At 67.5% G+C, this 24,940-nt stretch carries 27 protein-coding genes; 6 read left to right on the top strand and 21 right to left on the bottom strand.

What is annotated here, in order from left to right; translation table 11 throughout:
• The first annotated feature begins 4 nt into the window (after positions 1-4).
• Positions 5-745 carry an SDR family oxidoreductase gene (locus tag WDM86_00135; protein ID MEI9988421.1) on the top strand — a complete coding sequence of 247 codons (741 nt, stop codon included), beginning with the start codon at positions 5-7 and terminating at the stop codon, positions 743-745.
• An 89-nt stretch (positions 746-834) separates the two neighbouring features.
• On the opposite strand, the gene mgtA is transcribed toward WDM86_00135, so the two are convergent.
• From mgtA to WDM86_00095, 8 genes are all read right to left on the bottom strand, one after another.
• Positions 835-3,396 carry a magnesium-translocating P-type ATPase gene (gene mgtA, locus WDM86_00130; GenBank protein MEI9988420.1) on the bottom strand — a complete coding sequence of 854 codons (2,562 nt, stop codon included), beginning with the start codon at positions 3,394-3,396 and terminating at the stop codon, positions 835-837.
• On the bottom strand, positions 3,389-5,491 hold the full coding sequence (locus WDM86_00125; GenBank protein ID MEI9988419.1) for an ABC transporter permease: 2,103 nt from the start codon (positions 5,489-5,491) through the stop codon (positions 3,389-3,391). Before WDM86_00125 ends, mgtA begins: the two co-directional genes overlap by 8 nt.
• Complete coding sequence (locus tag WDM86_00120) at positions 5,488-6,747, bottom strand: efflux RND transporter periplasmic adaptor subunit (protein MEI9988418.1); 1,260 nt, start codon at positions 6,745-6,747, stop codon at positions 5,488-5,490. The genes WDM86_00125 and WDM86_00120 overlap by 4 nt, the downstream gene beginning before the upstream one ends.
• A 48-nt stretch (positions 6,748-6,795) precedes the next feature.
• Entirely contained in the window at positions 6,796-6,960 is a 165-nt protein-coding gene (locus WDM86_00115) for a DUF3309 family protein (GenBank protein ID MEI9988417.1), read from the bottom strand.
• A gap of 33 nt (positions 6,961-6,993) precedes the next feature.
• Entirely contained in the window at positions 6,994-7,767 is a 774-nt protein-coding gene (locus tag WDM86_00110) for a sensor histidine kinase (GenBank protein ID MEI9988416.1), read from the bottom strand.
• 499 nt (positions 7,768-8,266) lie between these two features.
• Positions 8,267-8,434, bottom strand: coding sequence for a DUF3309 family protein (locus WDM86_00105; GenBank protein ID MEI9988415.1), 168 nt, complete (start codon positions 8,432-8,434; stop codon positions 8,267-8,269).
• Between the two features lie 80 nt (positions 8,435-8,514).
• Positions 8,515-8,721 carry a hypothetical protein gene (locus WDM86_00100; GenBank protein ID MEI9988414.1) on the bottom strand — a complete coding sequence of 69 codons (207 nt, stop codon included), beginning with the start codon at positions 8,719-8,721 and terminating at the stop codon, positions 8,515-8,517.
• A 42-nt stretch (positions 8,722-8,763) separates the two neighbouring features.
• Complete coding sequence (locus WDM86_00095) at positions 8,764-9,615, bottom strand: RcnB family protein (GenBank protein ID MEI9988413.1); 852 nt, start codon at positions 9,613-9,615, stop codon at positions 8,764-8,766.
• A 501-nt stretch (positions 9,616-10,116) separates the two neighbouring features.
• Here WDM86_00095 and WDM86_00090 point away from each other — a divergent pair.
• Entirely contained in the window at positions 10,117-10,764 is a 648-nt protein-coding gene (locus WDM86_00090) for a Crp/Fnr family transcriptional regulator (GenBank protein MEI9988412.1), read from the top strand.
• An 18-nt stretch (positions 10,765-10,782) separates the two neighbouring features.
• On the top strand, positions 10,783-11,574 hold the full coding sequence (locus WDM86_00085; GenBank protein ID MEI9988411.1) for a polysaccharide deacetylase family protein: 792 nt from the start codon (positions 10,783-10,785) through the stop codon (positions 11,572-11,574).
• On the opposite strand, the gene WDM86_00080 is transcribed toward WDM86_00085, so the two are convergent.
• The 11 genes from WDM86_00080 to WDM86_00030 all read right to left on the bottom strand — a co-directional run bounded on the left by WDM86_00080 (position 11,558) and on the right by WDM86_00030 (position 21,257).
• A complete protein-coding gene (locus WDM86_00080; GenBank protein ID MEI9988410.1) occupies positions 11,558-12,496 on the bottom strand; it encodes an acyltransferase domain-containing protein in 939 nt (312 codons plus the stop codon). The two genes, WDM86_00085 and WDM86_00080, sit on opposite strands and share 17 nt — an antisense overlap.
• A 10-nt stretch (positions 12,497-12,506) precedes the next feature.
• On the bottom strand, positions 12,507-13,454 hold the full coding sequence (locus WDM86_00075) for an AEC family transporter (protein MEI9988409.1): 948 nt from the start codon (positions 13,452-13,454) through the stop codon (positions 12,507-12,509).
• The gene (gene mdcB, locus WDM86_00070; protein ID MEI9988408.1) at positions 13,451-14,329 is read right to left on the bottom strand and encodes a triphosphoribosyl-dephospho-CoA synthase MdcB; all 879 of its coding nucleotides are present in this window, start codon (positions 14,327-14,329) and stop codon (positions 13,451-13,453) included. The genes WDM86_00075 and mdcB overlap by 4 nt, the downstream gene beginning before the upstream one ends.
• Entirely contained in the window at positions 14,326-15,006 is a 681-nt protein-coding gene (mdcG, locus tag WDM86_00065; GenBank protein MEI9988407.1) for a malonate decarboxylase holo-[acyl-carrier-protein] synthase, read from the bottom strand. The genes mdcB and mdcG overlap by 4 nt, the downstream gene beginning before the upstream one ends.
• Positions 14,981-15,697, bottom strand: coding sequence for a biotin-independent malonate decarboxylase subunit gamma (gene mdcE, locus WDM86_00060; GenBank protein ID MEI9988406.1), 717 nt, complete (start codon positions 15,695-15,697; stop codon positions 14,981-14,983). Before mdcE ends, mdcG begins: the two co-directional genes overlap by 26 nt.
• Positions 15,684-16,589, bottom strand: a complete 906-nt coding sequence (locus WDM86_00055; GenBank protein MEI9988405.1) for a biotin-independent malonate decarboxylase subunit beta — start codon at positions 16,587-16,589, stop codon at positions 15,684-15,686. Before WDM86_00055 ends, mdcE begins: the two co-directional genes overlap by 14 nt.
• Positions 16,586-16,903, bottom strand: coding sequence for a malonate decarboxylase acyl carrier protein (gene mdcC, locus WDM86_00050; protein MEI9988404.1), 318 nt, complete (start codon positions 16,901-16,903; stop codon positions 16,586-16,588). The genes WDM86_00055 and mdcC overlap by 4 nt, the downstream gene beginning before the upstream one ends.
• A gap of 14 nt (positions 16,904-16,917) precedes the next feature.
• Positions 16,918-18,564: a malonate decarboxylase subunit alpha gene (gene mdcA / locus WDM86_00045; protein ID MEI9988403.1), complete on the bottom strand. Its 1,647-nt coding sequence runs from the start codon at positions 18,562-18,564 to the stop codon at positions 16,918-16,920.
• A gap of 36 nt (positions 18,565-18,600) precedes the next feature.
• Positions 18,601-19,368, bottom strand: coding sequence for an alpha/beta hydrolase (locus tag WDM86_00040; protein ID MEI9988402.1), 768 nt, complete (start codon positions 19,366-19,368; stop codon positions 18,601-18,603).
• Positions 19,369-19,580: 212 nt separating this feature from the next.
• Positions 19,581-20,687, bottom strand: a complete 1,107-nt coding sequence (locus WDM86_00035; protein ID MEI9988401.1) for a hypothetical protein — start codon at positions 20,685-20,687, stop codon at positions 19,581-19,583.
• A 39-nt stretch (positions 20,688-20,726) separates the two neighbouring features.
• Positions 20,727-21,257: a DNA starvation/stationary phase protection protein gene (locus WDM86_00030; protein MEI9988400.1), complete on the bottom strand. Its 531-nt coding sequence runs from the start codon at positions 21,255-21,257 to the stop codon at positions 20,727-20,729.
• 263 nt (positions 21,258-21,520) lie between these two features.
• On the opposite strand from WDM86_00030, the gene WDM86_00025 reads away from it, so the two are divergent.
• The 3 genes from WDM86_00025 to WDM86_00015 are packed head-to-tail and all read left to right on the top strand — an operon-like array spanning position 21,521 to position 24,073.
• On the top strand, positions 21,521-22,960 hold the full coding sequence (locus WDM86_00025) for an ATP-binding protein (protein MEI9988399.1): 1,440 nt from the start codon (positions 21,521-21,523) through the stop codon (positions 22,958-22,960).
• Entirely contained in the window at positions 22,957-23,601 is a 645-nt protein-coding gene (locus tag WDM86_00020) for a response regulator transcription factor (protein ID MEI9988398.1), read from the top strand. Before WDM86_00025 ends, WDM86_00020 begins: the two co-directional genes overlap by 4 nt.
• A 13-nt stretch (positions 23,602-23,614) precedes the next feature.
• Positions 23,615-24,073 carry a response regulator gene (locus WDM86_00015; protein MEI9988397.1) on the top strand — a complete coding sequence of 153 codons (459 nt, stop codon included), beginning with the start codon at positions 23,615-23,617 and terminating at the stop codon, positions 24,071-24,073.
• Positions 24,074-24,242: 169 nt separating this feature from the next.
• Here the strand turns inward: WDM86_00015 and WDM86_00010 are convergent, their stop codons facing one another.
• A complete protein-coding gene (locus WDM86_00010) occupies positions 24,243-24,602 on the bottom strand; it encodes a hypothetical protein (GenBank protein ID MEI9988396.1) in 360 nt (119 codons plus the stop codon).
• Between the two features lie 59 nt (positions 24,603-24,661).
• On the bottom strand, positions 24,662-24,940 hold a 279-nt coding region (locus WDM86_00005), incomplete at its 5' end, for a DUF4167 domain-containing protein (GenBank protein MEI9988395.1).

Genomic DNA, 24,940 nt, shown 5'->3' with positions numbered 1-24,940 from the left:
ATCCTTGCAGGGCAAAGTCGCCGTGATCACCGGCGGCAGCAGCGGGCTCGGCCTCGCCACGGCAAAACGTTTCGTTGCCGAAGGGGCCTTCGTCTTCATCACGGGCCGCCGGCAGGCGGAATTGGACAAGGCCGTCGCCGAGGTCGGCGCAGATGTCGTCGCCGTTCAGGCGGACTCGTCGGTTCCGGCCGACCTCGACCGCGTTTACGCGACCATCCGGGACACCAAGGGCAAGCTCGATATCGTCTTCGCCAATGCGGGCGTTCTGATACCGGCTCCGCTCGGCCAGATCACGGAAGATGCGGTCGATGCAATGCTGTCGACCAATCTGAAGGGTATTGTTTTCACGGTCCAGAAGGCGCTCTCCCTGCTGGGCGAGGGTGGTTCCGTGATCCTTACGGGCTCGACCCTGGCCAACAAGGGATTGGCTGGGCGCGGCATCTATGCGGCCACGAAGGCGGCCATTCGGGCGCTCGCACGCAGCTGGATCGTCGATCTGGCGGGCCGCGGCATCCGGATCAACGTGATGAGCCCGGGCGCCATCGCGACGCCGGGACAACTCGGCGCGTCGCCCGACGCGGATGCCGCTCAGCGCCGGCTGGCATACATCGCGTCCCAGACGCCGCTCGGCCGGCTCGGCACGGCCGACGAGGTCGGAAAAGTGGTGGCGTTCCTGGCATCCGACGCCTCCAGCCTCATCAATGGCGCCGACATCCAGGCCGACGGCGGTTGGGCGCAAATCTGAAGGCGCCGCCGCGAGCGGCGTCTTGTTCGGCGCCGAAAGCCAATGGCAGGGAGCACCGACCGCGATGAGCATGTTCTTCGAACGCGGCATCACACGCCGCCCGGCGCCGCGTAGCGGTAGAAGATTCCCTTGACCACTTCCACCAGCGCCAGATATCCCGCCGTCGCGCCGATCAGGTAGACGAAGAACCAGGGCGGCGGCGCCACGAAGCCGAACCAGCCGCCCAAAGGCAGCAGCGGCAGCGCGATCGCCAAAGCCACCGCCGCGAACGCCATGCCGACGAGGAAGCCGCGCGGCCGGCTGCGAAAGAACCGGCGCCGCGTGCGGATGGCGAAGACCACCAGGACCTGGGTCGTGATCGACTCGATGAACCAGCCGGTCTGGAACAGCGCCTGGCCGGCGCCGAACAGGTTGAGCAGCGCATAGAAGGTCAGGAAATCGAACACCGAACTGACCGGCCCGAACACCAGCATGAACCGCTCGATCAGCTTGATGTCCCATTTCACCGGCTTGGCGGTCGCCTCGGGATCGACCCGGTCGAACGGGATCGCGATCTCCGATACGTCGTAGAGCAGGTTGTTCAGCAGGATCTGGATCGGCAGCATCGGCAGGAAGGGCAGGAACAGCGCCGCGCCCGCCATGGAGAACATGTTGCCGAAATTCGAGCTCGATCCCATCAGGACGTATTTGGACACGTTCTGCACCGCGCCGCGGCCATCGAGCACGGCGTCGTGCACCACGGCAAGGTCGTGCTCCAGAAGGATGAGATCGGCGGCCGCGCGCGCGACATCGGCGGCGCCGTCGACCGAAATCCCGACATCGGCGGCGTGCAGCGCCGGCGCGTCGTTGATGCCGTCGCCCAGGAAGCCGACGACATGGCCGAGCCGCTTCAGCGCCAGCAATATGCGGTGCTTCTGCTGCGGATTGATGCGGCAGAACAAATTGACCTGCGGCAATTGCCCGATCAGCGCGCCGTCCGACAGATTGGTGAGCACGTCGCCGGTGATCACGCCGGTGACCGGGATGCCGATCTGCGAGAAGACGTGCCGGCTCACCAGCTCGTTGTCGCCGGTCAGCACTTTCACCTGGACGCCCGCCGCCGCCATCGCCTGGATGGTGGCGCCGGCGCTTGCCTTGGGCGGATCGAGGAAGACGGCGAAGCCGGAGAAGACGAGATCCGCCTCGTCGCCGATCGCGGCGGTCTGCCGGCTGGCATCGGCCGTCCGGCTGGCGATGCCCAGGGAACGAAAGCCCTGCGCGCAGAGGCCGTCCAGCGTGGCGGCGAAGGCGCGCCTTGTGTCGGCATCGAGCGGGCGTTCCTCGCCGCTCGCGTCCTCATAGCGGTCCGACAGGCGCAGAAGATCCTCCGGCGCGCCCTTGACGATGAGGCGGCGCTTGGCGTCGTGCTCGACCAGGACCGAGATGCGCCGCCGCTCGAAATCGAACGGCACTTCGTCGATCTTCTTCCAGCCCGTCATGTCGAAGGGATGGGCCGCGACGATCGCGTCGTCGAGCGGGCTCTTCATCCCGCTCTCGAAGCGGCTGTTGATGACGGCATTGGCGCAGGCGCGGGCGCTTTCGACGCCGTGGCCGTCGATCACGTGGACGAGCTGGATGGCGCCTTCGGTCAGCGTGCCGGTCTTGTCGGTGCACAGCACGTCCATGGCGCCGAGATCGTGGATCGCGGAAAGCCGCTTCACGATCACCTTCTTCTTGGCCAGCTCCATCGCCGAGCGGGCGAGCGTGACCGTCACGATCATCGGCAGCAATTCGGGCGTCAGCCCGACGGCGAGCGCCAGCGCGAACATCAGCGACTCCAGCACCGGCCGGTGGAAGGAGATGTTCACGACCAGGACGAACAGCACCATCAGCACCGTGAAGCGCATGATCAGCATGCCGAAGCGGCGGATGCCGATCTCGAAGGCGGTCGCCGGCGGCTTCTGCGCCAGGCTGGTGGAGAGATCGCCGAGCGCGGTCTGGCCGCCGGTGCGGCAGACGACGATGGTCGCGGTGCCGCTGACGACCGAGGTGCCGGCGAACACCGCGTTCGACGCACCGGCGGGATTTTCGGCGCCGGTGGCCAGATCGCCGGCCAGCTTCTCCGCCGGATAGGATTCGCCGGTCAGCAGCGACTGGTTGACGAAGAGATCGCGGCTTTCCAGCAAACGCGAATCCGCCGGCACGAGATCGCCGGCGATCAGCTCGACGATGTCGCCGGGGACCAATTGGTCGATCGGCAGCGACAGCTTGGCGCCGTCGCGCCGCACCGTGGCCTGGACGGCGACCGAGCGGCGCAGCGCCTCGACCGCGTTCTGGGCGCGGACCTCCTGCACGAAATCGAGCGTCATGCTGATCGTGACGATGCTCACCACGATCACGAAGCTCGCGACGTCGCCGGTCGCCGCCGACAGGGCGCTCGCGACGAGCAGGATGATGACCAGCGGGCTGCGGAACCGGGCGAGGAATTGCAGCCAGAGCGGCGAGTGCTTGGCCGCGGCCGCCGTGTTGGGACCGTAAGTCGCGATCCGCGCTTGCGCCTCGGCGCCCGTGAGGCCCGTGGGCGTGGCGGCGAGACGCGTAAGCAGCGCGGCCGCGGGCAGTTTCCAAACGTCTTCGGCGGCAAGCTCGTTCGCGGCGGGCGGCTTATTCATAGCGCAGCGCCTCGATCGGATCGAAATGCGCCGCCTTCCGCGCCGGATAGTAGCCGAAGAACATGCCGACCAGCGCCGAGAACAGGAAACCGCCGGCGATGGCGGACCACACGATCGGCGTCGGCCAGCCCGCGACGAGCGAAATCACTTCCGAGGCTATGAGACCGCCGATGATGCCGGCGATGCCGCCGACGACGCTGAGCAGCACGGCTTCGGTCAGGAATTGCAGCAGGACGTGGACGCGGCGCGCGCCGATCGCCATGCGCAGCCCGATCTCGCGGGTGCGCTCGGTCACCGAGACGAGCAGGATGTTCATGATCCCGATGCCGCCGACCAGCAGCGAGATCGAGGCCACGGCGGCGAGCAGATAGGACATCGTCTGGCTGCTGCCCTCGGCGGCACTGGCGATCTGGCTGAGATTGCGCACCGAGAAATCGTTGGCGTCGCCCGAGCGGATGTGGTGGCGCAGCGCCAAAGTGTGCGTCACCTCGGCGACCGCCTGCTGCACCAGGTCGGGGCTCGCCGCCTGGACATAGATCTGGTTGACGTAGCCAGTCAGGCGCGGCGGGATGCCGTAGGGATTGCTGATCGTGCCGTAGAGCGCATTGGCCGCGTTCTGCTGGCTGGGCGCCGCGGCGCCGAGCACTTTGCGCTCCGCCGTCGTGAAGGGGATCATGACGAGATCGTCCTGGTCGGTGCCGAAGCTGGACTGGCCCTTGGAGCCGAGCACGCCGATGACGCGCAGCGGCGTGTTCTTGACGATCAGCATGGCGCCCACCGGATTGGCGTATTCGCCGAACAGCTGGTGCCAGACGGTCTGGCCGATCAGGACGACGAGGGCGGCGTCGTTCTCGTCGGCGTCGGAGATGCCGCGGCCATAGGCGATCGTCCAGTTGGTGGTGGGCGGATAGTTCGGCGTCACGCCCTGGATGCTGGTCGTCCAGTTCTGGTTGCCGTAGAGGATCTGCCCGGATTGGCGGATCAGATAGCTGACCCGCCCGACGGCTTTGTCGTCGCGCTGGATCGCCGTGGCGTCGACCACGGTCAGCGTCGAGGCGCTGCCCGAGCCGCCGCGGGCGCCGCCCGATGTCGTGGCGCCCGGCAGCACGACGAGCAGATTGGTTCCCAGGCTTTCGATCTGCTTCTTGACGGCGTCGTTAGCGCCCTGCCCGACATCGACCATCGCGATCAACGCGGCGACGCCGATGAAGACGCCGAGCATGGTCAGCGCCGAACGCATCTTGTTGCGGAAGATCGCCTGCAAGGCGGCGGTGACGATCATCAACCCGAAGGCCGCGGAACTGGCCAGCTTGACCGCCCCGTCGGGGCGCGCGGAACTGGCCTGCCCGCCGGTGCCGACGTCCAGTTTCGCCACGGACGCCGGCCGTTCATTGGGCTTGTCCGACAGGATCTGGCCGTCGCTCATCGTGACGATGCGGTCGGCATAGGCGGCGATGTCGGGCTCATGGGTCACAAGCACGATGGTGAGGCCGCGCTCGCGATTGAGCGCCGTCAGTATGCTCATGATATCGTGTGAGGTGCGGGTGTCGAGGTTGCCGGTCGGCTCGTCGGCCAGGAGGATGGAGGGCGAATTGATCAGGGCGCGGGCGATGGCGACGCGCTGCTGCTGGCCGCCGGAAAGCTGGCCGGGCGTGTTGTTCTCGCGCTCCGCCAACCCCAGCAGCTTCAGCGATTCGCGCGCGCGCGCCGCCCGCTCGCTGCCGGACAAGGGCGACGCCGCATAGATCAGCGGCAGTTCGACGTTTTCGATGGCGCTGGTCCGCGCCAGCAGGTTGAAGCTCTGAAAGACGAAGCCGAGCCTTTCGCTGCGCACCGAGGCGAGCGCGGTCTCCGGCAGGCCGGCGACGTCCACGCCTTCGAGGAAATATTGCCCGCTGGTGGGCCGGTCCAGGCAGCCGAGAAGCGCCATGAGCGTCGACTTGCCCGAACCCGACGAACCCATGATGGCGACGAACTCGCCGCGCGCGACGGTGAGATCGACGCCGCGCAGCGCCCGCACATCGACGTCCCCGACATGGAAGGTGCGCGCGAGACCGCGCGTCTGGATCACGGCTTCGCGCCCAGGCGTGCTCACGGCAGACGCATGGCCGGCCCGCCGCTCGTCGATTTGCGGCCTGTGCCGGCGCGCTCGGAGACGATCACGCTGTCGCCCACCTTGAGGTCGCCCGCCACGATTTCGGTGTTGGTGTCGTCGTCCAGGCCGGTCGTTACGGCGACGCGGGTCGGCCGGCCGTCGCGCATGACCCACAGGCCCGGCCCGGCCGCTTCGGCCTGCGCATTCGCGGCGGAAAGTCCGCCCGGGACATAGCGCAGCGCGGTATCGGGAACGCGCAACACGTTCTGCCGCTCGGCCGTGATCACCCGCATGGTCGCCGTCATCCCGGGCATCAGGAGCAATTTCGGATTGGGCACGGTGACGACGACATCATAGGTGATGACGTTCTGGACGGTCTGCGGCGCCTGACGGACCTGGGTTACCACGCCTTCGAATGTCGTGTCGGGATAGGCCTCCACCGTGAAGCGCCCCTTGTCGCCGACATGCACGTCGCCGACATCGCTTTCGCTGACATTCGTATCGACTTCCATCTTGGACAGATCGGTGGCGATCAGGAACAGGGTCGGCGTCTGAAAGCTTGCCGCGACGGTCTGGCCCATGGTCACGTTGCGCGAGACCACGATCCCGTCCACCGGCGCGACGATGTTGGTGTAGCCGAGATTGACGGTCGCGGCATCGAGCTCGGCCTCGTGCTGGCCGATCGTCGCCTGGTCCACCGCGACCTGGGCGCGCGCCTGGTTGAGCGCGTTGACCGCGATGTCGTAGCTGTCCTGCGACGTCGCCTTCTGCGCGATCAGTCCGGCATAGCGTTTCTCGGCGACCTGCGTATAGGCGAGATTGGCCTGGTCCTTCAGGAGCTGCGCGCGTGCCGTCGCCACGCTCGCCTGGTTCTGCTCGACGATCGTCTGATAGGGCCGCGCGTCGATCTTGGCGCACAACTGGCCCTTCTTGACCTTGGTGTTGAAATCGCAATCGATCTCCTGGATCACGCCGGAGACGTAGCTGCCGACGGTGATGGTCAGGACGGGATTGACCGAGCCGGTCGCCGTCACCGCGCGCGTGACGGCGCCCCGCGCCAGCGGTGCCGTGACATAGGTGGCGGTCCCGCCCGATCCCATGACCCACCATGCGCCGACACCGGCCAGGATGAGCGCGGCCAGCACGGCGAGCGCGATCACATAGTGGCCGCGCACCGCGCCGACCAATTGGAGCCAGCGGCCGTGAACGGCGGCGGGGAGCGATGCATCGATCGCGGGAAGACTTGGCGTGTTCACGGTCATCTCAAGCGATGCTCACGGCCGGCGTCGGCCAACGCGAACCGATCATATCCGCCCAAGCAGCATGAGAATTATGACAACGATCAAGATCGTGCCGAGGATGCCGATGCCGCCATGGCCGTAGCCATAGCCGTAGCCGCCGAACCGCCCACTGAAGCCGCCGACCAGGAAAATGATCAGTATAATGACGAGAACGAGTCCGATCGACATCGCTTGAACCTTTGTTGTTCCAGGCCGGTGGGCTCAGGAGAATGCCACGGAGAAATGGGCGCCCTGGCTGCCCTCGCCGCGGCCAAAGCGCAACTCGCCGCCGATCCGATCGACGAACGACCTGACGATCTTCATGCCGAGCCCCTTGCCGGCGGCGGGATCGAAGCCCTCGGCCAGCGGCACGCCGTCATTGGCGACCGACAGCACATAACCGCCCTCGGCATCGGCGCCGAACCGCACCGCGATCCGGCCCTTGCCGTGCTTGGCGGCGTTGGTGAGAAGCTCGCTGACGATGAAGCCGAGCGGGATCGCGATCTCGGCGGACAATTCGACTTCGGTCGCGTCTTCGAAGACGACTTCGACGGTCCCCCCCACCGAGGTCATCGCCGAGAAATCGCGGCACAATTCCTCGAGATAGCGCTTGAACGCGACGGTCTGCGCGCCGTCATGGGAGTGCAAACGCTGGTGAACCCGCACGATCATCGCGACCCGGTCGGCCGCGACCCTCAACTGGCCGGCGGTTTCGGCGCTGCCGGCCGACCGGCTTTGCAGCGACAAAAGGCTCACGATGATCTGCAGGTCGTTCAGCAGCCGGTGATCGGATTCCCGGCTGAGCAGGGCCTGCTGCTGGAGCTGCGCCTCCTTCTGGCCGAGCAGCATCTCGTCCCGCGCCAGCGCCTCGCGCAGCCGCGCCTCCGTCGTGCGTATCTGGAAGAGTTCGCGCTCGTAACTGGCGACACTGCGCACGCCCTTCAATCCGAATTCCGGATCGGGATCGAGACTGCTCTTCAGCGATTCCATGCTCATGTCGCGCGTCCCTTCGGTCCGCAAATTCCATTCTCGCTCCAGCCGCCGACGCAGAGTGTAGCCGGAGCGCCCGCGCCGGATTGATGCCGGTCAAACAATGACCGCTTCCGGACTCCGACAACGCGCGATAAACGATCCTTCGGTAATCAACATCGCGTTGCCGGGCTTCTCCGGCGCGGAAAACGAAGCGTCACTCGCTCGCGCGCGACCTCCATCCCTCGGTAAAATTCCGGGCGGAAAGCGACCCACGCCAGTGCTGCGCTGGTTCGAATTGAAGCGAAACGGTTGGCACCCGCCCATGGCAGCGTCTCAACCCGCGATTATCGTACGCTTCGAGTCATGGCATGTCGAGCGCAATGTCTAGCAGCAGACATATCGCCGAAGTGCATCAGCAAGATGCACGACCGCAATAAAACGCCGAATAGCGCCTTCGCTGCCCGTCACACCGGCAAGGCGGAACTTTTATATGCGACGAATTTGACGCCGGCGCGACGGCCGGTCACACGCGCAGGCCGGGCAGCACGCCAAGCAGCCAGAGGATCAGCAGGATGATCAGCAGCGTGCCGAGCACGCCGCCAAGGCCGGCGCCGCCGAAGCGATTGTAGCCGTAATAGCCGCCGCCGCCGAACAGCAGCACCAGCACGACGATAAGCAGTATGAGTCCCATGGGAGCATTCCTTCTTTGTTGGTCGTATGATCCACGAAAGAGCCGGGCAACATGCCCGGCCGTTATGAATGGCGTTCGATCTACCAGCCCCAACGGCGGCAGTGGTGTCTATAGCCCCAGCTCACGCAGCGCCGGTGATGACGATAGCCGTGGTGATGGCGGTCGCCGATGCCCAGATGCACGCCGGCGCCGAGGCCGCCGATGTGGACTCCGACGCCGACTTCGGCGTTCGCCGCCGTCGAGCCCAGCAGGCCCAGTGCAAAAACGGAAGCAATCAGGATTTTCATGTCTGTATCCTTTGTAAAGCGCCGGTTCCAGAAACGGCGGTCTCAGTCGAACAATCCGTAAACGACCTGGAGGACCACGCCGGTCTGCTTGTTGACCAGCACCGCGTCGTCGCCATAGCGCACCCACACATAGCCATAGGGCGGCACCGGCAGATCGAACATCCAATAATCGGTCAGCCAGTAGTTCTGCGCCCAGAAGATCTTCGGGAAGACCTGGCCGAAGACCCAGCGGCGGTAGTACCAGCCGCTCGGCTGCGTGTAGGTCTGCCAATGGAAATGGCGCGATGCCGTGACATTGCGCTGATAGGTGCCGCGATCGAACGTCCGGGGAAACTGGTTCCAGTTGGAGGGACGCGTGCCGAACGCCGAATTGCCCCCGCGAGCGGGCGTTGCCGCGCCGCCGGGATGGCCGGCGCCGGCTGGCGGCCCGCCAGGATGGCCTGTACCGGTTGGCGCTCCGCCCGGATGACCGGCGGGCGGCGTGCGTCCTCCCGGCTGGTTGGCACCGCCCTGTCCGCCGATGAGAAGTCCGCCGGCCGTTCTGTCGATCGGCGCACCATGATTTGCGCCGCCGGCCGGTCCGCCACCGGTTGGGTTCGCACCGCCCGGCGGCGCGCCGCCGCCGGCATGCGCATTGCCACCGCCGTGCGTTGCTCCCGCACCGCCGGCGGCCGGATGCGCGCCGCCCGCCTGGCCGCCGCCAGGAACCCGATCATGAGCGGACGGAGTCGGCGCGCCTCCCGCTGGAGGGGTCGGAGGCGACGGATGAACGTCGCCGCGATGCGCGCGATCGGCATCGTTTTGGGCGACCCGCATGTAAGGCTGGGCCGATGCCTGCGCCGGCATTGCGGCCAGCAGGGCCAGCGACAAGGCCGGCAGAACTATACGTTTCATCACGATCTCCTTGTGTCCGGTATCCGACATCGCCCATGTGATTATCGCCCGGGACGCGCGCTTGTGATTTGACCCGCATCAAGCGCGGGGAACTATTGCGTGACGTGATCGAAGGCCTGCATCGGCTCTCCGTCGCGTCGGGAGCGCGGGCCGTCGCATTCGCGGCCCTTGATGTCTCTCAGCCGCCGACGGTCAGACCGCGGCGATGGTTACGCGTACCACGGCGGCATGACGGTAAGATACAGCCGAGACGACGGTTCCCGGCAAAATGTCGGCTATCGGACATTGTCCTTGCTACTGCGGCTGCGAAGGCGCAGCGTTTTGCCCAAGGACGCGCGAACGGCGCGCCGGCACCCATATTTCGCGATAGACGAGGAAAAGCCGCTGTCAAAGCTCGGTTCGAGCAAAAGCAATACGCGCCCGCTCGGCGCCACGCAGACTGCTGTCAACCGCCTGCTCGCCCTCTTGCCGCCGCGTGACCGCGCCAGGCTTCGCCCGCATTTGCAGCCGGTTGCGCTGGCGTACCGCCAATCGCTCTACCGGGCGAACAAGCCGCTGGACTATGTCTATTTCGTCGAGAGCGGCGTCGGTTCGCTTGTGAACACCATGAAGAACGGCGATGCCGCCGAGGTCGGAACCATCGGCAATGAGGGCATCGTGGGCCTGCCGCTGCTCCTGGGCGACGACCGGGCACCGACCAGTGTCTATGTCCAGGTTCCCGGTTCCGGCTTGCGCATGAAGGCGGCGTTGTTCGGAGAGGAGATGGCGCGCAGCGCCTCGCTGCGCGCCGTGATGCTGCGCTACGCGCATGCCTTCTTCAACCAGGTCGCGCAGTCGGCGGCGTGCAATCACTTCCATTCCCTGCAGCAGCGCTGCAGCCGCTGGCTGCTGATGACGCATGACCGCATGCACACCGACGAGTTCCTGCTCACGCAGGAATTCCTCGCGATGATGCTGGGCGTGCAGCGGACCGGCGTGACGGCGGCGGCGGGCGCGCTGCAACGCGCCGGCCTCATCCGTTACAGCCGCGGGACCGTCACGATCCTCGACCGTCGCGGCCTGGAGCGGCTGTCCTGCGAATGCTATGGCGTGTCGAAGAGGGAATTCGACCGGCTGCTCGGCGAGCGCACCAGAACGAAGGCTCGCTAGGACGACGATGAACGGCCCATGCTGACGCGCCGGAGGTTGACGATCGGTGCGGGGGCGGTGCTTGCCAGCGCTTTCGCCGGTCCCGCCAGCGCAAAGCTCGGTTGGCCGCAAGGCGCGCGGGCGGCCGTCAGCCTGACCTATGATGACGGCTATGACAGCCAGCTCCAGAACGTCGCGCCGCTGCTGGACGCGCTCGCGTTCAAGGCGACGTTCTTCCTGACCGTGCAGAACATCGACGCGCGCGCCGACGATTGGGTTGCGCTGTCCAGGAAAGGCCATGAGATCGGCAACCACACGCTGACGCATCCCTGCATGCTGAAGGATTATTCCGCCGGCCGGTTCGTGCGCGAACAGATCGCGCCGGCGGAACGCTATTTCGACGCCCATTTCGGCGGCGCCAAGCCGCGCAGCTATGCCTATCCATGCGGATTCGAAGGCCTCGGCCGGGGGGCGAACGGCGCGCGGGTGCATGAATATCTCGAAGCGCTCAGCCCGACCTTCCTGGCGGCGCGCACCGTCGACGGGCCGCCCAACGATCCGCGCAACGTCCTGCGGCAACGCTATTTCCTGAACGCCTATGAGCCGACCTACGACATCGACAACCGCGAGATGGCGCTGCGCTATGTCCGCAAGGCGGTGAACGACGGGCACTGGGCGATCCTCGTCTTCCACGAGGTGGTGGACCGCCGCCGGGGCGAAGGCGACACCAGCGTCGCGGTGCATCGCGAAATCCTCGAAGGCCTGAGCCACCTGCCCGTCTGGTGCGCGCCGGTGCGCACGGTATTCAACTACATCACCGGCTCCGTGTGAGCGACGCCAGCCAGACGCGGGCGCCCGGCAGCGTCTTGAAATCCTCCAGGCTGCGCGCCGGAACGTCGCGATAGGCCTCGGCCGCCATGCCGCGCAGCGCCGGGCCCGGGCCGAGTTCCAGGAACGCCGTCGCACCGGCCTCGATGCAGCCCTCCAGGCAATCGGCCCATTGCACGGTTTGCGAGATCTGGGCCGCCAGCTTGTCGAGACCGGTCTTCGTGTCGAGAACCGACGAGGCGTCGATGCCGCTCAGCAGCCGCGTGCCGAACGGCGCGGGCTTTACGGGAACATGACTCAAAATCTCGCGGAATTCGGCGGAGGCGGCGGCAAGGCGCTTGGTGTGGGATGCGACCTCCACCGCGATATCGACGACACGCGCGGCTTTCGCCGCCTTCGCCTCGGCGGCGAGGCCGTCCAGCGCGGCGCGGCTTCCGCCGATGACGAATGCATCGCCCGGATTGATGATGGCGACGGCCGCGCCGTGCCGGACGCAAAGATCGTCGACAGCGGCGCGGGAGAGGCCGCGCACGAACAACATCCCGTCTCCCGGCAGGGAATGCGCGTCCATCGCTTCGGCGCGGCGCGCGACGAGGTCCAGCGTGTCGATGGGGTCCAAGAGGCCCGCGACGCCCCAGGCCGCCATCTCGCCGACGCTGTAGCCGGCGACGACGCGGCGGTCCGGCATCGCGCCGCGCAGCGCCGCCATCGCCGCGAGCGCCTGAACGGTGCAGAGGATTTGACCGATGCGATCGTGATGCAGGCTGTCGGGACTGCCGGTGCGGACCAGCTCGCGCGGATCGCGGCCGCCGAGCAGCGCCGCCGCGCGCGCGAAGAGGCCGGCCGCCTCGGGCGCATCGCCGGTCAGGGCGAACATGCCGAGATGCTGCCGGCCTTGTCCGGAACACAGGATCGCAAGCGTCATGGCGCCGCCTTTAGCGTGGGTATAGCACGCCGATCGCGACCGCCATCGTCACGATGCTGAATATCGTGCTGGCGGTCACCATCGATCCGGCCCGCGCGGAATCCAGGCGGTAGTTCACGGCGAACAGGATGCCGAAGAATCCCGACGGCACGGCGGCCAGCAGGATGGCGATCTTGGCGACGTCCATGGGCACCGGGAGCGCGAACACGATGGCGGCCGTCAGCAGCGGCCGCACGATGTTGGCGAGGCCCGTGGCACCGACCACGTTCCAGTCGAGCCGGAACGGCTGCGACGACAGGACGATGCCGGTCAGGAACAGCGCCACGCCGGGCGCGGCTTGGCCGATCAGCACGAGGCACGCTTTCACGACGGGGTCCAGCTTCAGGCCGGCCAGGGAGAACAGGATGCCGAGCGCCGGCGCCAGCACGATGGGCTTGGTCACCGCGCGCCGCAGCGCGCCGAAAATTCGCTTGGCCGGCGAGACCGCGGCGTCCGGCTTGCCGGTGCTCATCTCGACCACGATCAGCGAGAGCGGGCTGATGATGATGGAGCCGGCGGCCAGCGCCACCGCCAGCGGGACCGTGCCGCCCGGTCCGACCACCGACGCCGCGATCGGCAGGCCGACGCCGGCGAGGTTCGGAAAGGCGATGGTCAGCGCCTGGAGCGACGCATCCGCCTTGGAGGCGCTCGCATAGACCCGCGCATAGGCATACCAGGCGGCGAACACCGCCAGCATCATGCCGCCGAAAATGACGAAGAGCGGCGCCTGTTCGAGCATCTCGCGGCGCGGGGCGCAGGCCGTCGCGACGAACAGCGACGCCGGCAAGGCGAAGCTCATGACGAGCGCATTGAGACCTTCGACGTGATGGTTCTCGACGACGCGATAGCGCCCGGCGCCGTAGCCGAGCAGCAGCACGAAAAAGACCGGCGCCAATGCCAGCAGGATCGCGCCGGTCATCGCGGCAAGGACTTTTCATTTGCATGGACGAAGAGGGACATAGCCAGCAGATCGGCGGCGCCGCCCGGGCTGAGCCTCAGGGCGACGAAACTATCATGGACCGCTCGGGCGCGCGCCCGCCAATCGGGCCGGCCGACTCCGCCCTCTTCGAGAAACCTCCGCGCCGCGCGGCGGGCAAAGCGAAGGCCGGACGCACCGCCGCGATGCAACAGGTTGGTGTCTTCCAGGACCGCGATGAGCGCGAAGCAGGCTTCGACGCGGGCGGCCTCGCAATCGTCGGGCGCGTTGCGGGCGCCCCGGCGCAGGGCGGGCACGCCCACTTTATATACGGTGGGAAATCCCAAGGCCGCCTCCAGCCGGGCGCCGCCGGCGCCGAAGCGGCGGCGCGCGCCGCTGCCATGGCTGTGAAGCAGGACGGGGCCGCCCAGGATACCGTCACTCCAAAGCCGCGCGACGGCGTCGCCCAGCGACGATGCGGGATCGATGCGCCCGGCGGCCTTGGCACCGGCGGCGGCGCAAAGCAGTCCCAGACCGAAAATGGCGCCGCGGTGCGTGTTGATCCCCGAGGTCGCGGTGAACATCGCGGCTTCGGCTTGCAGACCGATGATCCGTAGACGCCCCATTGTTTCGCAATCGGCGCCGGCCTCGGCCAGGGCGCGGAAATATGGCGCGATAGCCGCAGCGCTGCGGCGGAACGTATCGGCGTCCATGTCGGCATGGCTGCCGGAATCGATATGACTCACCAGGCCGGGCTTCGGCCAGGTTTCTAGCTCCAGCAGGAGGCAATCGACGGCGCTCGCCGCGATGGCTTCGAAGATGCGTGGTGTGTCCGAAGGCCGCGCGCGCGGCGTGCCGCGTGCAAGAGCGGTCGTCACGACGGCATGCCCCCGCCAAGAAACAGGTTCGATTCGACGAGGGCGACGCCGCCTTCGGACTTGACCAGGATCTCGCGCGCACCCGCCTGGATCTCGCGCCAGTTCACGGCGGTGCCGTCGTCGCGGATCAACTCGCCGTCGACCCGCATGGGCGCGGTTTCCTCGATGCGCGTGATGCCGGCGGTGAGGCGGGCAAGATCGGTGTCGCGATGGACGTGCAGCAGAAGGTCGAGGTCGGAGCGGGAGGTCAGATAGTCCAGGCCGGTGAGCGCCTGCCAGGCCAGGCTGCCGAACACGCGCGCGTCCACGCCGTGGTCGGCGGCAAGTTCGTCGAGATCGTAGAGCGCGGGCCACCAGGCGCGCGGCGCAGCCCGGCTGACGGCGCTCAAGGTCGGCGGCGGCGCGACCGAGACGATGTGTTCGGGCTCGGCGACGAAGGACAGCCGGCGCTTGCCGGCGAAGGGCGGCAAGGGCAGGCCCAGGGGAATGCCGGGCTTCTCGCCTTGCACGGCGCGCCGTCCGATCAGCGGCCAGCCCTTGCCGACCCAGGACGCAACAAGCGGATCCGCGGCCAGGTCGGGCCGCGTCGCCAGCAGCGCCTGCCAGGCGGCCAGGCGGAGATAGACCAGGTCGTGCCGCCGCATCGGCCGGTCAACGGGCTTGAAGGGCGAGTTCACGCACGCGCTCCGCGATGTCATGGGCCTTCAACCGGCCGCCGCGCTGCTTGCCGAGCTCGCCGCGGCGGTCGCGCGCGTCGGGCATGTTCGACAGCAGCGCATCCAATTGGCCGGCCAGCGGGACAGTGACGTCCCATGTCAGATGCACCGCTCCGGTCTGGGCGAGATTCCGCAGGCCCGGCGCGAACACCGGCGTGGACTTGGCCTTCGCCTCCAGGACTTCGATCGACAGCTTCGTCACCTTGGACATCGACGGCAGGTCCATCACCGCCGGGGTGGCGCCCGGCAATCCCACCAGCACGCGCGTCGCCATCGCGGTCGCCAGGAACGCGCCGGCTGCCGTGTGGCCGTACAGAATGCCGATGGTCGGCCGGCCCTGGATGTCCGCGAGGATGAGCGACTTGGCGAGATGGGAAAGGAATTCGTTGAGGCCGAGAAGCTCGTCGCGCTTGCTCATGCGCTGGCTGTCGCTGTCGACCACGACGAGAATCGGGCCGGCGGCGGCCGAGTCGAGCACATATCGGGACAGGCGGATGGCGTCGTCCACGCCGAGCGGCGTGCGGTCGGCGACGCCGATCACCAGGGCCCGGCCGCCGGATTTGAGCACGCCGGTGCCGAACACAAGGCCGCCATCCTTCTTGATGTCGTGGCCGCCGGGAAACAGCGAGGCGAGAATGTCATCGAGCGTCACGGCCGGTCCTCCGCACTGTGTCGGCGATTGAGATGAATTGCGCCGCTTGCATGCCCGGGATCGCGGCGGCATCGGCGATGCCTTCCGCCGTCCAGATGTCGAGCGCATCGGCGCAGGCGCCGAAACGCTGCAAGCGATCTTCGAGGCGCGCCTGTTCGGCGCGCAGCGTGTCGAGGCCGAAGCCGCCGGCCAGGCCGAGCAGCGCCAGCGCGGCATCGCGGAAGCTCTGCACCGTGTCGTCGGCGAAGGCATCGGCGCCGCCGAGCAGCCGGCGATGCTTGCCGCCCATGGTGCGCCAGACCAGGGCGCGGTCGCGCGAGTCGAACTCCTCGACGCCGCGATTGGTCTCGATGACCTCGGGACCGGAGACGGCGATGCGGCCCTGCTCGGACACGGCGAGCGCCGAACAGCAGGCCGCGATCAATCCGCCGCCGCCATAGCAGCCGGCGCGGCCGCCGATCAGCCCGACCACCTTGACGCCCGCGAGCCGCGCCTCGATCACCGCGCGCATGATCTCGGCGATGGCGAGTTCGCCGGCATTGGCCTCCTGCAGGCGCACACCGCCGGTGTCGAACAGGATCAGGACGGGGATCGATTTGATCTCGCGCGCGGCGCGCAACAGGCCGGTCAGCTTGGCGCCATGGACCTCGCCGAAGGCGCCGCCCATGAAGCGGCCTTCCTGCGCCGCGACGAACACCGGCGATCCGGCGAGCGTGCCGCGCCCGACGACGATGCCGTCGTCGAATTCCTCGGGAAGATCGAACACTTTCAGATGCGGGCTGACCTCACGCTGTTCCGGCCCGATGAATTCCTCGAAACTGTCCGCATCGAGGAGCAACTGGACGCGCTTGCGCGCCGAGGCCTCGTACCAGCTCGTCGTCGCCGCGCTCATTGTCCGTCCTCCGATATCAAACGAACCGCCTGGGCCAGGCGCAGCATTACCGTGTCCGGACGCGCGCCGCCGTCGTTGATGGAAAGCTTCAGCCCGCCCGGCGAATAGCGCTCCACGAAATCGGCGACCACGGCGTTCCACACCGCGCCGAAGCCTTCGGCCGCCGTCTTGATCTCGACGACGCATTCGGTCTGCGGCAGCACGCGTTCGGCGAGCACTTCGAGATTGCCAGAGGCCACCACGCCGATGATCGCCATTTTCTGGGTGCCGCCGGCCGGGCGGCAACCGGTGTGGCGCATGCTGAGATCTTCCATCTGGATTCTCCCTCTCACCAGTTGCGGAATTGCGAGGGCGGCGCATAGAGCCCGCCGGACCAGTGGACCAGATCCTTGATCGAACGCGCCGCCAGCATGCCGCGGTCGGCATCGAGCGGATCGACGCCAAGGTCCTCGGGCCGCAGGATCGCGCGCCGCTCGCGCAGGCGCTGCACCATCTTCGCGTCGCGGGCCCGGCCGATAGCGGTGTAGCCGGCGACGCCCCGGATCGCCTGTTCGCGCTCCTCCGCGTTTCGGCAAAGCAGCAGATTGGCGATGCCTTCTTCGGTGACGATGTGGGTGACGTCGTCGCCATAGATCATCACCGGCGCGAGATCGAGCTTGAGCTTCCGCGCCAGTTCGAGGGCATCGAGCTTCTCGACGAACAGCGGCACGTTCTTGTCGCCGAAGGTCTCGCCGATCTGCACGACCAGCTTGCGGCCACGGCGCAAGAGCGGCGCGCCGTCGGGATCGGCCTCCTTGCCGGCCAGCAGCCAGGGTTCGCTCGGATGGCGCCGCCCGCGCGCATCCGCGCCCATGTTCGGCGCGCCGCCGAAGCCGGAGACGCGCGAGGTCGTGACGGTCGAGGAATTGCCTTGAAGGTCGATCTGCAGGGTCGAGCCGATGAACATGTCGCAGGCATAGAGGCCCGCCGTCTGGCTGAAGGCGCGGTTGGAGCGCAGCGAACCGTCCGGGCCGGTGAAATAGATGTCCGGCCGGGCGCGGACGTAGTTCTCCATCCCGACTTCCGAGCCGAAGGAATGGATCTGCTCGACCCAGCCCGATTCGATCGCCGGGATCAGCGCGGGATGGGGATTGAGCGCGAAGCGCGTCGCCACCTTGCCCTTCAGGCCCAGCTTCTCGCCATAGGTCGGCAGCAGAAGCTCGATCGCCGCGGTGTCGAAGCCGATGCCGTGGTTCAGCCGCTTGACGCCATAGGGCGCGTAGATGCCCTTGATCGCCAGCATCGCGGTCAGGATCTGGCTTTCGGTGATCGCGGCGGGATCGCGCGTGAACAGCGGCTCGACGAAGAACGGCTTGTCGGCCTTGACGACGAAATGCACCCGGTCGGCCGGGATGTCGACGCGCGGCACCTTGTCGACGATCTCGTTCACCTGGGCGATGACGACGCCGTCCTTGAAGGCGGTGGCCTCCACGATGGTCGGCGTGTCCTCGGTGTTCGGGCCGGTGTAGAGATTGCCGTCGCGGTCGGCGCTGACCGCGGCGATCAGCGCGACATTGGGCGTCAGGTCGATGAAGTAGCGGGCGAACAGTTCGAGATAGGTGTGCACGGCGCCGAGATCGATCTTGCCGCCGAACAACATGGTCGCGATGCGCGCCGATTGCGGGCCGGAATAGGCGAAGTCGAGCTTCCTGGCGACGCCCTTCTCGAACAAATCGAGATGCTCCGGCAGCACGACGCCGGACTGCACCATGTGCAGGTCGCGCACCTTGGCGAGATCGACGGCCAGCAGCGCGGCGCACAGCGTGTCCGCCTGTTTCTGGTTGTCGCCTTCCAGGCAAACCCGGTCGCCCGGCCGCAGGACGGCTTCGAGCAGAGCCGTGGCGTCGCGCGCTTCGATAATCTTGCCCTTCGCCAGCCTCGCGCCGGCTTCGACGCGGGCCCGGCGCGCCTCGCGGCCGTGTTGCCAATTGGTCATCGTGTTTGCTCCCGAATCGATGCCGGCGGCTTGAGATTAGAAACTACGGGCGGCTTTCGCGATCACCGCCGCGACTTCGGCGGGATGGGAGGCGAACACGCAGTGGCTGGCGCCCTTGATCTCGATCGTCCGGCTCTTGGCGCGCGTGTAGTACCAGCGCTCCAGATCGGGGTTGATGATCTGGTCGCCGCCGGCGACGATTCCCCAGCTCGGCTTGGTGGTCCAGGCGGCGGCGGTGAGCGGGGTCGCGAAGACGCTGGCCTGGGCGAAGACCTCCGAGCGGGCCATGAACCTCGCCTCGGCCGGCGGCAGGTCGGGCGCGAAATGCTTCAGGAAGGTGTCCTGGTCGAGATAGGTGTAGCCGTCCGCCGACTTCTTGACCGCGCCGGGCGTCTTGGCGAGGACGCTGGGCATCTTCGCTCCGAGGGCGGATTCGTCTTCGCCGACATTCGGCGCGTGGGCGGCGACATAGACCAGGCCGACGATTTTGGCGTCGGCGCCGGCCTCGGTGATGATCGAGCCGCCATAGCTGTGCCCGACGAGAAGCGTGGGGCCGTCCTGCTGGTCGATGACACGGCGCGCCGCCGTGACGTCGTCGGCGAACGAGGTCTCGGGCTCCTGCACCATGGCGACGTGGAAGCCCTGTCTGGTGAGGATGTCGTAGACGGCCTTCCAGCCCGACGCGTCCACCCAAGCGCCATGGACCAGCACGATGTTCTTGACCGGGGAGGCGCTCGCGGGAATCGCGGCGGTGGCGAGGAGGGCGGCGGCGGCGATGGCCAAGCGGGTTTTGGATTTCGTCATGGTCTGGCTCCTGGGTTTGCGATCTTGGGGGACACAAGTGACGCCTAGGAGAATGAGACGCGGCGCTCCGCCTTTCGATTGCACTTGCGGCTGCGCGGCCCCCCTTTGGGTTTGCCCGGGGGATACCTTGGTTTAGGTCGCCAGGCCGGTGTCCCGTTGCGCCGGACCGAATGCGGCGCCGCGCCCCTCGACGGCGACCGGCACCGTTCGCCCTATCGGGGAAACAAAGCCCGGCGCGCGTCCTTCGATGGGAACACGCAAGTGACGTCGTGCGCGCATCCCCCGACGATGGTCAGCGGACGACCGGCGGAGAGGAAGCGCCCGTCATAGGCGGCATAGGCGAGCCCGCGGCGCAGACGATCGGGTCCCTGCAGCTCGGCGGCGCAGGATTTGTCGAGCAGCCCGTAATAGGTGCCGGGACCGTCGCCCTGGTCCAACTCGCCCTCGAGATAGGCCAGGTCGGCGGCGGCGTAGCGCGCCCGGGCCTCGCGGGCCGAGGATCCGAGAACGGCGGGAAGCCCATCGGTTCCGTACTTCCATTGGTTGGGCCGGGGGCAGTCGGCCGACGCGCCCACCAAGCGCCATGCGAAGCGGCAGGAGGCACTATCGCAGTCCGTCCATCCGCCCTGGGGCGCCGGCCGGTGCTGGTCGAAATAGAGCCACGTCCCGGGATCGGAAACCACGTAGCGCAAATGCACGCCCGCCGGCGGCCGCGCGAAGCCGACATAGCGCTGGACGAATTGCGCGCCGGCGGAAAAGCCCGCCACGGTGATCGTCCGCAAGCGGGGCCAGCGTTCCCGCAGACCCGCGACGACCTTGTCCAGCGCCTGGAACGAGGTCGTCCCGCCGCCCGTGGCCAGGCCGCCATCGAGCCAGGACGCGCAGCTCCACAAGACGTCGCCCAGCTGCGCCGCGGGATTGCCGGAATATCGGCAGCGTTTGTCGGCGGGCGCCGCCACCTGGAACAGCGGCGCGACCACCACGGTGTCGGAGGCGTGTCCCGCCCGCCTCGCCGCGCTGGCCCCGGCGTCGAGTGTCCGATTGGCGTCGCGCGGATAGCCGTGGATCACGACCAGCGCCGACACCACGTCATCGCGGTTGGGAAGCACCCGCGTTCGCAGATACGCAGTGTAGAGATACAGCACGCCAGCCGAGCCCAGTTCGACCCGCGATGCCTCGGCTATCTCCGACAGCGGGGGCGCGTCCTGGCTCGCGCCCGCCGCCGCCGTCGCGCCCCAGAGGGCGGCAAGGCCAACTACGGCGCGGCCGATACGCCGCGAGAGCCCCCGCGGTCGCAGTGTTCTCGCGGCATCCAGCATTCGTCCGTCCTCCGCCGTTTGCGTGGACGCGGCCGGGGTTCAGCGCCCCGCGGCCTCGGCCGTGCGGCTGGACTCGTACAGGAACCAAGCGCGCCGTTCGGCTTCGTCGATCCACACTTCGAGCAGGCTCGTGGTCGCGACGTCGCCGTGCTCCTCGCATGTGGCGTGCGCGCCGCGCATGGCGGCGATGAGCTGGCGGTTGTCGTCGCGCAGCTCCGCGAGCATGTCGAGCGGCGAGACGTAGTCCGCTTCGTTGTCGAGAATCCGCTGCAGGCGGCCGATCTCGCCGATCGACCGCAAGGTCGTGCCGCCGAGCTTGCGCACGCGCTCGGCGATCGGATCGGTCGTCGCGAAGATCTGGTCCGACTGCTCGTCGAGCAGCAGGTGATAGTCGCGGAAATGCGGACCCGACATGTGCCAGTGGAAATTCTTGGTCTTGAGGTAGAGCGCGAAGGCGTCGGCCAGAAGCAGGTTCAGCGCCGCCGCGATGTCCTTCGTGGCGTTGGCTCCCAGATCGGTGGGCGTGCGCAGCGATGCGGACATCGCGTTCTTTGCCGTTGTGGCGGTCATGTCTCAATTTCCCTGTTGCGCCTGTCGGCTTTCGAATACCGAAAGCCCAACTCGATGCCGCGAGATTATACACCGGCGCAGGCGCCGCGATTGAACCGGCGTATGATGGCCTACCGACTTGGTATGCCGGCCCCATACCTAGATGCGATTGCCGGGCGCGACAAGGTCCGCACGCTGCGGGCCTTCGCCTCAGCGGTGTTTTTGCCCGCCGGGCCCTATATAATTATGTGGCGCGATGCCAGGATGAGGATGCCGTGCCGGCGATGCAATCGTCTTTGGAAACCCCGTCCGGCTCCTGGAGCCTTGCCGTAGTCGCCGCGCTCCTGGCCATCGCGATATATGCGGTGGACACCTATACGCCCTCCGGCGTCGCAGTGGCCGTGCTTTATGTGATCGTCATCCTGCTGTCCGCGAACGTCATTTCGCGCCAGGGAACATTCTATGTGGCGGCGGGATGCGCGGCGCTCGCCGTGGTCAGCTATCTGGTGCAGCACGGCCCCTTGAAGCTGGACGCGCCGTTCGCGCGGCTCGCGATGAGCCTTTCCGCCATCGGGATCACCGGGTTCCTGGCCTATCGCAATCAAACTTCGCAAATCGGGCTGCGGGCCGCCGAGGCGGAACTGCGCGCCACGCTCGACACGATTCCGGCGCTCGTGATGCGCACGGGACCGGACGGCGCGGTCGCCTTCATGAACGCGTGCTGGCGGGCCCAGGGCTTCTCCGAGACGGATCTGCGGGCCGACTGGCTCGCCCTGGTGCACCCGGACGACCGTGCCGCGATCGCGGAGAAGCGCGCGCAATCGCTGGCGACCGGCGAGGCCTACGAATCCGAGATGCGCCTGCAGCGCGCCGACGGCGACTATCGCTGGCTGGCGAGCCGCACCGTTCCGGTCCGCGACGACAAGGGGCACGTCGTCGCCCGCTATGTCGCGGCGATGGACATCGAGGATCGCAAGCGCGCCGAGGCAGCCCTCCATAAGGCGCAGGCGGAGCTGACCCATGTGACCCGCATGACGACGCTGGGAGAGTTCACGACATCGATCGCGCACGAGGTCAACCAGCCGCTAGCGGCCATCGTCACCAACGGCGAAGTGTGCCTGCGCCTGCTGGAGCTGGAGCCGCCCGACAAGGAGGAATTGCGCGAGGCGACGCGTGACATCATCGCCAGCGGCCGCCGCGCCAGCGAGATCATCACGCGCGTGCGCGCGCTGTCCCGCAAGGAGGGGACCAAGAAGTCCCCGCTCGACCTCAACGAGGTCATCGAAGAAGTCATCCCGCTGCTGCGGGGCGAGGCGCTGAAATACCAGCTGTCGCTGCGCCTGGAGCCGACGCCCGGGCTCAGGCCCATCTGGGGAGACCGCATCGAGCTGCAGCAGGTTCTGATCAATCTGATCGTCAACGGCATGGAAGCCATGGCCCCCGTCGCGGACGATATCCGCGAGGTGGTGATCCGCTCGCGGCAGGACGAGTCCGGCGAGGCCGCCGTCGAGATCGTCGACCGCGGGCCCGGGCTCAGGGACGAGGACACCAGGCAGATGTTCGACGCCTTCTTCACCACCAAGCCGAACGGCATGGGGATGGGGCTGGCCATCTGCCGCACGATCATCGAAAGTCATGGCGGCAGATTGTGGGCGACGAACAATGCGGGCCGCGGCGCGACCTTGCAGTTCGCCCTGCCGCCTTACCGGGGGGCGCATCCGTGACGACGCAGACCGAGGCCGCCAGCGACGAACCGGTCGTCTTCATCGTCGAGGACGACCGCCCGTTTCGCGACTCCCTGAAACGGCTTTTCCGCACGGTCGGCCTTCAGACCGAAGTGTTCGGATCGGCCGCGGAGCTTCTGGAGGCCGCGCTGCCCAATGCGCCCGGCTGCCTGGTGCTCGACGTGAGGCTGCCCGGCGTCAGCGGCCTCGATCTTCAGGGCGATCTCGCGAAGCTCAATATCCGCCTGCCGATCGTCTTCATGACGGGGCATGGCGACATCCCGATGTCGGTGCGCGCCATGAAGGCGGGCGCCATCGATTTTCTCTCCAAGCCGTTCCGCGACCAGGACATGCTGGACGCCGTGGCGGCGGCGATCGAGAAGGACCGGGTCCGGCGCAAGCACGACGAGCAGCTGGTGGGCTTGCGCGGGCTGTTCGATTCGCTCACCGCGCGCGAGCGCGAGGTCATGGCGTTCGTCACCGCCGGGCTGATGAACAAGCAGGTCGCCCATGAGCTTGGGCTCAGCGAGATCACGGTGAAGATCCATCGCGGCAGCGTGATGAAGAAGATGGGCGCCAAATCGCTGGCCGATCTGGTGAAGATGGCCGAGGCGCTGGGGATTTCCCGCCCCAAGCCGTGATCCAAACCTTTGTATGAATTGCCAGGCAGGGTCGGACGGCGCAGGTAACGCGGACGTTTGGCGTCGGAGCGGTTCGGCGCATGGCAGAAGGAATGGCACCCTGACCGGCGCGCCCTCAATTTCGATCGTCGACGACGACCCGGCCGTCCTGAACGCAACGCGGCGGCTGCTGCGCCTGCGTGGCTTTTCGGTCTCGTCGTTTTCGTCGGCGGAGGAGTTCCTGGCCTCGCCGCAAGCCGAGACGACGCAATGCGTCATCACGGATGTGCGGATGTCGGGCATGAGCGGCGTCGACCTGCAGGCGCGGCTGCTGGACCAGCGGCACGATCTGCCGTTCATTTTCCTGACCGCGTTTCCCGACGATGCGACGCGAAGGCGCGCGCTTGCCGCCGGCGCGGTCGCGTTCCTGGCAAAGCCGTTCGATGGCCAGACGCTGATCGAATCCGTTCGCGAAGCCCTCGCGCGCAAATAGAGGGATGCCACGGCTTGTGTCGCCCGAGCCCTTCGCAGCTCGGAATCTCCGAGACGTAAGGTCTTCTCGAAATCAACAGACGCACTCCCGTTTCGGGAAGTACGTCATCGTCGCGCGAGAGCGGGGGGCGATCCTCCGCTGCATTGCGATTAGGCCGTCCGCCGCGCCGTTATTCCGACGGCTTGGGACAGTCCCGTGGCGCCGGAAGGACCGCCCACACCTCGCCGGCGGTTTCCTTGGGCCGGTAGAAAAGCACGCGGCCCGGCGGCGCCGAACGCATCTCGGCGCTGTCGGCGCAATGGCGGCGGAAGGCCCGCTCCACTTCGTCTTCGAACTTCTGCGGAATGTCGCGCCCACGCCGGGTGCGGCTGGCGCGGATCGCGCGCATCACCGACCAGCGCCGCAATCCGCCGGGACGGGCGGACAGCACTTCGACGAGTTCGTCCAGCGTCACCCGCTCGCTGCGCGAGAGAGACCCGCCGCTGTCGGTCGGCGGCTTGGTGGACTGGGTGGACGCTTCACTGGTCATCTTGTTCCTTGCGGCCGCGGCGCAAAGCACGGCGCCTGGCGAGTATGGCGCCGGCCGGGTTAAGGATTGGGCGTGACGGCCGCGGGGACATTCGCGTCGCGGCGCGAGGCCGCCGCGGCGGCGATCAGGCGGTGAAAATGCTCGGCGTGCTGCCAGGCGTTCTCGCGGTCGACGCGGTCGCCGGCGCCGGTGCTTTCCGCGAGGGTCAGATAGTGCTGGCGGCGCCGCTGCCAAAGTTCCTGATCGTTGTCCGATCTGCGGCCGTTGTCGGCCGGCTGCGATTTGGCGGGCCGCTGGCCCTGGCCGAACGACCGTTGCGGCCGTCTTGTGTTTTTCAT

The organism is Rhizomicrobium sp., from assembly GCA_037200045.1.
Classification (GTDB): Bacteria; Pseudomonadota; Alphaproteobacteria; order Micropepsales; family Micropepsaceae; genus Rhizomicrobium.
The sequence above is the reverse complement of the archived record's forward strand: the minus strand, read 5'-3'. Positions and strand labels throughout refer to the sequence as shown.

Coding starts and splice junctions, on each gene's coding strand:
- WDM86_00095 (MEI9988413.1), bottom strand. CDS start 9,615: ATGAAACGTATAGTTCTGCCGGCCTTGTCGCTGGCCCTGCTGGCCGCA.
- WDM86_00010 (MEI9988396.1), bottom strand. CDS start 24,602: ATGACCAGTGAAGCGTCCACCCAGTCCACCAAGCCGCCGACCGACAGC.
- WDM86_00085 (MEI9988411.1), top strand. CDS start 10,783: ATGCTGACGCGCCGGAGGTTGACGATCGGTGCGGGGGCGGTGCTTGCC.
- WDM86_00025 (MEI9988399.1), top strand. CDS start 21,521: ATGCAATCGTCTTTGGAAACCCCGTCCGGCTCCTGGAGCCTTGCCGTA.
- WDM86_00040 (MEI9988402.1), bottom strand. CDS start 19,368: ATGACGAAATCCAAAACCCGCTTGGCCATCGCCGCCGCCGCCCTCCTC.
- WDM86_00080 (MEI9988410.1), bottom strand. CDS start 12,496: ATGACGCTTGCGATCCTGTGTTCCGGACAAGGCCGGCAGCATCTCGGC.
- WDM86_00075 (MEI9988409.1), bottom strand. CDS start 13,454: ATGACCGGCGCGATCCTGCTGGCATTGGCGCCGGTCTTTTTCGTGCTG.
- WDM86_00110 (MEI9988416.1), bottom strand. CDS start 7,767: ATGAGCATGGAATCGCTGAAGAGCAGTCTCGATCCCGATCCGGAATTC.
- WDM86_00115 (MEI9988417.1), bottom strand. CDS start 6,960: ATGTCGATCGGACTCGTTCTCGTCATTATACTGATCATTTTCCTGGTC.
- WDM86_00100 (MEI9988414.1), bottom strand. CDS start 8,721: ATGAAAATCCTGATTGCTTCCGTTTTTGCACTGGGCCTGCTGGGCTCG.
- mgtA (MEI9988420.1), bottom strand. CDS start 3,396: ATGAATAAGCCGCCCGCCGCGAACGAGCTTGCCGCCGAAGACGTTTGG.
- mdcC (MEI9988404.1), bottom strand. CDS start 16,903: ATGGAAGATCTCAGCATGCGCCACACCGGTTGCCGCCCGGCCGGCGGC.
- WDM86_00105 (MEI9988415.1), bottom strand. CDS start 8,434: ATGGGACTCATACTGCTTATCGTCGTGCTGGTGCTGCTGTTCGGCGGC.
- WDM86_00035 (MEI9988401.1), bottom strand. CDS start 20,687: ATGCTGGATGCCGCGAGAACACTGCGACCGCGGGGGCTCTCGCGGCGT.
- WDM86_00030 (MEI9988400.1), bottom strand. CDS start 21,257: ATGACCGCCACAACGGCAAAGAACGCGATGTCCGCATCGCTGCGCACG.
- WDM86_00055 (MEI9988405.1), bottom strand. CDS start 16,589: ATGAGCGCGGCGACGACGAGCTGGTACGAGGCCTCGGCGCGCAAGCGC.
- mdcA (MEI9988403.1), bottom strand. CDS start 18,564: ATGACCAATTGGCAACACGGCCGCGAGGCGCGCCGGGCCCGCGTCGAA.
- WDM86_00015 (MEI9988397.1), top strand. CDS start 23,615: ATGAATTGCCAGGCAGGGTCGGACGGCGCAGGTAACGCGGACGTTTGG.